The organism is Persicitalea sp., assembly GCF_041751555.1.
In the GTDB taxonomy this organism is placed as follows: Bacteria; Bacteroidota; Bacteroidia; order Cytophagales; family Spirosomataceae; genus Persicitalea.
Genome location: NZ_JBGSXF010000680.1, coordinates 1 through 5,055, shown reverse-complemented (window position 1 = coordinate 5,055; position 5,055 = coordinate 1). Strand labels below are relative to the sequence as shown.

Genomic DNA, 5,055 nt, shown 5'->3' with positions numbered 1-5,055 from the left:
GTCCCTTCTCAATCACCCTACGCCTACTTGGTTCGCTGGAATTCGCTGGACGATTTGAAATTTTTGGCCAAGATTCTTGATAAAAAAATTCGGTTGCGTACTTCCAATGTTCCCTTTGAGATCGACGAAAAAAGCTTTGGGGCGGGAACGCTGGTTATTACCCGCAAGGGCAACGAGGCAATGGGCGCGGATTTTGACCGGATGCTTGCCCAAATTGCTAATGAATCACACGTAACGCTTACACCCGTGCAGACGGGTTTCGTCACTTCGGGTTCCGACTTTGGCTCCTACACCGTCGCCCCTCTTACCGCTCCAAAGGTGGCGGTGCTGGCGGGTGAGGGCGTTTCCTCGCTGGCCTTCGGGGAAGTATGGCATTATTTCGAGCAGCAAATTCACTACCCAATTTCGGTAGTTGAAGGTGAAAACTTCTCCCGACTACCCTGGAACGAAATCGACGTGCTCGTAATGCCTTCGGGCAGCTACGGCAAAATCCTGACCGAAAGCGCACTTACCCAACTTACAGAGTGGATCAGGAATGGCGGCAAGCTCATCGCCATGGAAAAAGCTGTGACAGCTTTCGCTGACAAGCGCGGTTTCGATATCAAAACCAAAAAATCAGACGATAATAAGGATAAGGAATCACCTCTGAAAGTGTACGCCAATCGTGAACGCGAGTCGGCAAGCGATGATACGCCGGGTAGTATTTTCAGGGTAAAACTGGACACGACGCACCCGCTGGCTTTCGGGTACACGGGCGATTACTACGGTCTGATCCGAAGCACTTACGACCTGGATTATTTACCCGAAGGCTGGAATGTGGGGTACTTAGAGGAAGACAGTTATCTAGCAGGTTTTGCGGGTAGTAATGCTAAGAAAAAATTAAAAAACACGCTTGTATTTGGCGTACAGGAAATGGGGAAAGGACAGGTCATTTATATGGCTGACAATCCGCTGTTTCGGGGTTTTTGGTACAATGGGAAACTACTATTTGGAAACGCTGTCTTCCGTTGAAATTTTAACCGCAAGAAGCGTAGCGGCACTGGACGCAAGTACTTCTCAGCACCCACCACAACTCCGGTCTTTACGATTATCTAAATGAAGCCTTCCCTTTTCATTGCCGAGCGCAGATTGCCCGAAAGTTCCGAAGATGCTTTCAAGAGAGGCATCCGTACCTCGGCCCCGCAGACGCTTTTGATAGCTAAGCATTCCTTAATTCCCACTGGATTAGCCTCGGCGTAAAGCAGCGTATCGAAGTCGATAAACGAAAACTGCAATGCTGCCGCTTCTGCAAAGCGACCTTCCAAAGCATGCCAGGTCAAGTCGCGAAACTCTTTCGGAAAGCCATTGGCGATAACGGAGATCACGCCGTGCCAGCCCACGCTGATCATCGGAACCACCAAATTGTCGTCCCCTGATAGCAGCAAAAAATCTTTGGGAGCTTTCCAAGCCATTTCCATGTACTGCTCGATGGAAGAACACGCGTCTTTCAAACCAATAATATTGGAATGCTTGGCTAGTTCTACAATCGTCTCGGGCAAGATGTTGACTACCGTTCGGCCTGGTACGTTGTAAAGCAATACCGGAACGGGCGAGGCATCGGCGATGGCAGTAAAGTGCGCGATAATTCCGGCCTGTGTCGGTTTATTATAGTAAGGACAAACGGAAAGAATGGCATCCACACCTTCAAAATCGGTCGCAGCGATGCTTGCCAAAACCTGGCGGGTATCGTTCCCTCCCAAACCGAACATGATGGGCAGTCCCTTGGGGTTATTTTCTTTGGTAAATTTAAGCAGTGCCTGTTTTTCTTCGAAAGTAGTAGTCGGCGATTCGCCCGTAGTACCATTCACAACCAGATAATCGCTGCCGCCTTCGGATACGAATTCAATCAGTTTCTTTAAACCCGTGAAATCAATTTCCAGATTATCCTTAAAGGGTGTTACCAGGGCCACGCCCACGCCTTTGAAACGCATCTCTTTATGTATTTAATTGATAGAATGAGTGAATAGGGTTGTACAAATGAAAGGGATTTAATCTGCTGATCTATCATCTTCTCCTACAAAATTGTCTTCCAGCATTGCCACGAACTCCGTTTCTGTGATTACAGTGACCCCTAATCTTTTGGCTTTTTCTAACTTGGATGGCCCCATGTTTTCGCCGGCCAAGAGGTAGTTGAGCTTTCCAGAGACACCGCTGAGTACCCGTCCGCCATTGGCTTCAATCTTGATTTTCAGTTCGTCACGGTCGTAGTTTTGGAAAACACCCGAGATAACAAAGGTTTTACCCACAAGATTTTCGCTTTCTATTTCTATGGGTTCATCATCTGTCTCAAAGGTCAAGCCCGCCGCCCGCAAGCGCTCAATCAATTGTTGGTTTTCCGGATCGGCAAAGTACTCCTTGACACTTTGAGCAATGCGATCGCCGATTTCCGGTACATTGATTAGTTCTTCGAGCGTGGCGTTCATCAGAGCGTCTATATTACGGTAGTAGCTGGCCAATTTCTGTCCTACTGTAGCGCCGACATAGCGAATGCCTAAGCCAAAAAGGAGATTTTTGAACGGAGCTTTTTTAGAGCTTTCGATGCCTTTGAGAATATTCTCGACTGTCTTCTCCCGAAAGCTAATCTTCTTCGACTTGCCCGTTTCTTCGTTATAAATATCCTTCTCTAGGCCCAGTAAATCGTTGTAAGTCAGATCGTACAAATCGGCGATAGTGTGAATCAAACCCTTATCGAATAGGAGCTCGATTTTCCCCTCGCCCAGACTGTCGATGTCAATGGCCCGGCGCTGGATGAAATGCTCAATTTTGCCACGCAATTGGGGAGGACAGCCGCGCTTGTTGGGGCAGTAGTAAGCTACTTCACCTTGGTGGCGTATCAGTTCGGTGTCGCATTCTGGACATTGGGTAGGAAAATGGATAGGTTCAGTCTCGAATAATCCGCGCTGTGAGTGATCGACAGCCGTGATTTTTGGGATGATCTCACCGCTCTTTTCCACGAAGACCGTATCTCCGATGCGCAACTCCAGCCGTTCAAGCTCATTGGCATTATGTAACGTTGCGCGCTTGACTTGCGTACCCGACAGATGTACCCCTTTTACTTTATCGTAGGGCTTGTTTCGCTCGTGCAAGCCAGACAAGTTAGCCACAGGCGTAACGGCACCCGTACGACCCACCTGATAGGAAACAAAACGCAGCAGGGCGGGTTTGTTTTCGGCTTTGTACTTAAAAGCAATTGCCCAGCGCGGGCTTTTGGAAGTACTTCCCATTTCACGCTGCTGAGCGTAAGAGTTTACTTTCAGCACGATGCCATCCGTGGCTAGTGGCAACTCAAAGCGTTTTACCTCCCAGGTATGGATGAATTTCAGTGCTTCGTCGATGGTCTGACACTTTTTCCAACCAGGCGACACGTTGAATCCCCAACTCTGCAAAGCCAGGAGACTTTCCTCGTGCGATTGGAAAGCAGTTTCATCGCTTAAAAAGGAATAGACGTAGCAGTCTAGCCCGCGCCGGGCAGTTTCAGCGGAATCCTGCAACTTGAACGCGCCCGAGGCAGCATTGCGCGGATTGGCGTAGGGCAGGTCACCCGTGGCTTCCAGGTCAGCGTTGAGGCGTTCAAAAGAACTAAGAGGCATGAATCCCTCGCCGCGCACCTCGAAAACTGGTGGTACATTTGCGGCTATCACCCGCAAAGGAAGCGAGCGAATTGTTTTTACATTCTCAGTTATGTTGTCACCCCGACTGCCGTCTCCGCGCGTAACCCCTTGTCTGAGCAGGCCGTTTTCATAAGTAAAACTCAGGGAGATTCCATCAAATTTGAGTTCGCAGATATATTCGTACGCCTCCTCGGGCAGTAGTTTCTGCACTCGCTCGTCAAAGTCCCGCAGTTCTTGTTCGTTGTAGGTGTTATCAAGCGACTGCATCGGGAAGCGGTGGTACACCGTAGGGAATTCCTTGGTGATTGTCCCGCCGACGCGCTGTGTGGGCGAATCGGCTTTTTTGAGTTTGGGAAATTCACTTTCAAGTGCCGACAATTCTTTCAGAAGCAAGTCAAATTCCTGGTCCGACACTTCCGATACGTCATCCTGATAGTAGCGGCTATTGAAATAGTTCAGCTTTTCGGTGAGTTCGGCGACGCGAGCGGCGGGATTCATAAGTTCTATTTTTTTGAAAATCAATCATTTGGCTTTCAAACAGCGCTACAATGGTAGTTTTCGCATCAGAAATGCCTATTTTCGCTCAAAACTACTGAAAATGCCTCTAATCGCCCCCTCAATTCTGGCTGCTGACTTCGCCAACCTCCAGCGCGATGTTGAAATGCTCAACCGTAGCTCGGCGGATTACATCCACGTGGATATCATGGATGGCCGTTTCGTTCCTAATATTTCCTTCGGGATACCCGTCTGTGCGGCGGTTAAACGCCACGCCACAAAACCTCTGGATGTGCACCTGATGATCGTGGAGCCAGATCGCTACCTGGAAGATTTTCGCGAAGCGGGTGCTGATATTCTGACGGTCCATTTCGAGGCTTGCCCCAATTTGCATCGAACCTTGCAGCATATCAAAGAGCTGGGGGCTTTGGCCAGTGTTGCTATCAATCCGCACACGCCTGTTGTCTCTTTATCGGAGGTTTTGGGGGAAGTCTCCCAGGTATTAATCATGTCGGTCAATCCGGGCTTTGGTGGACAAAGCTTTATAGAAAACACCTACCGTAAAGTGCGGGAATTAGTTGAATTGCGGGCCGATGCGGGGGTCAACTTCGACATTGAAGTAGATGGCGGGGTCAATGGCGAGAACTCGCCGCTGCTTATCGACGCAGGAGCTGATGTGCTGGTGGCGGGAAGTTTTGTATTCAAATCGGATGATCCTATGGCTACAATCATGGCTTTAAAAGGCCCGGTAATTGAATGAAAATGGCATTAGGCTTAACATCAGAAACTCACTTTACCTCTCTTTTTCTTTATGAAAAAAATCTTTTCCCTGCTCTTCTTGTCCCTCTTTGTCCTCACAAACCTTAGCGCACAGAACGACTATTTTTTTCCTGGCAAGCAGTTCAACCCC

Annotated in this window: 3 protein-coding genes and 1 pseudogene; 2 read left to right on the top strand and 2 right to left on the bottom strand. The window is 48.9% G+C overall.

Annotated features, from left to right (window positions below; all coding sequences use genetic code 11):
• Window positions 1–1,011 (top strand): annotated as a pseudogene (locus tag ACEW8P_RS24030) (zinc carboxypeptidase); the annotation flags it as partial.
• An 80-nt stretch (window positions 1,012–1,091) separates the two neighbouring features.
• On the opposite strand, the gene dapA reads toward ACEW8P_RS24030, so the two are convergent.
• Both dapA and ligA read right to left on the bottom strand, forming a co-directional pair.
• Window positions 1,092–1,970 (bottom strand): 4-hydroxy-tetrahydrodipicolinate synthase, encoded by an 879-nt coding sequence (gene dapA, locus ACEW8P_RS24025; RefSeq protein ID WP_373515601.1) that lies wholly within the window; start codon window positions 1,968–1,970, stop codon window positions 1,092–1,094.
• A gap of 57 nt (window positions 1,971–2,027) precedes the next feature.
• Window positions 2,028–4,148: an NAD-dependent DNA ligase LigA gene (gene ligA / locus ACEW8P_RS24020; protein WP_373515600.1), complete on the bottom strand. Its 2,121-nt coding sequence runs from the start codon at window positions 4,146–4,148 to the stop codon at window positions 2,028–2,030.
• A gap of 100 nt (window positions 4,149–4,248) precedes the next feature.
• Between ligA and rpe the strand changes: the two genes are divergently transcribed.
• Entirely contained in the window at window positions 4,249–4,905 is a 657-nt protein-coding gene (rpe, locus tag ACEW8P_RS24015) for a ribulose-phosphate 3-epimerase (RefSeq protein WP_373515599.1), read from the top strand.
• Window positions 4,906–5,055 lie beyond the last annotated feature (150 nt).

Coding starts and splice junctions, on each gene's coding strand:
- dapA (WP_373515601.1), bottom strand. CDS start 1,970: ATGCGTTTCAAAGGCGTGGGCGTGGCCCTGGTAACACCCTTTAAGGAT.
- ligA (WP_373515600.1), bottom strand. CDS start 4,148: ATGAATCCCGCCGCTCGCGTCGCCGAACTCACCGAAAAGCTGAACTAT.
- rpe (WP_373515599.1), top strand. CDS start 4,249: ATGCCTCTAATCGCCCCCTCAATTCTGGCTGCTGACTTCGCCAACCTC.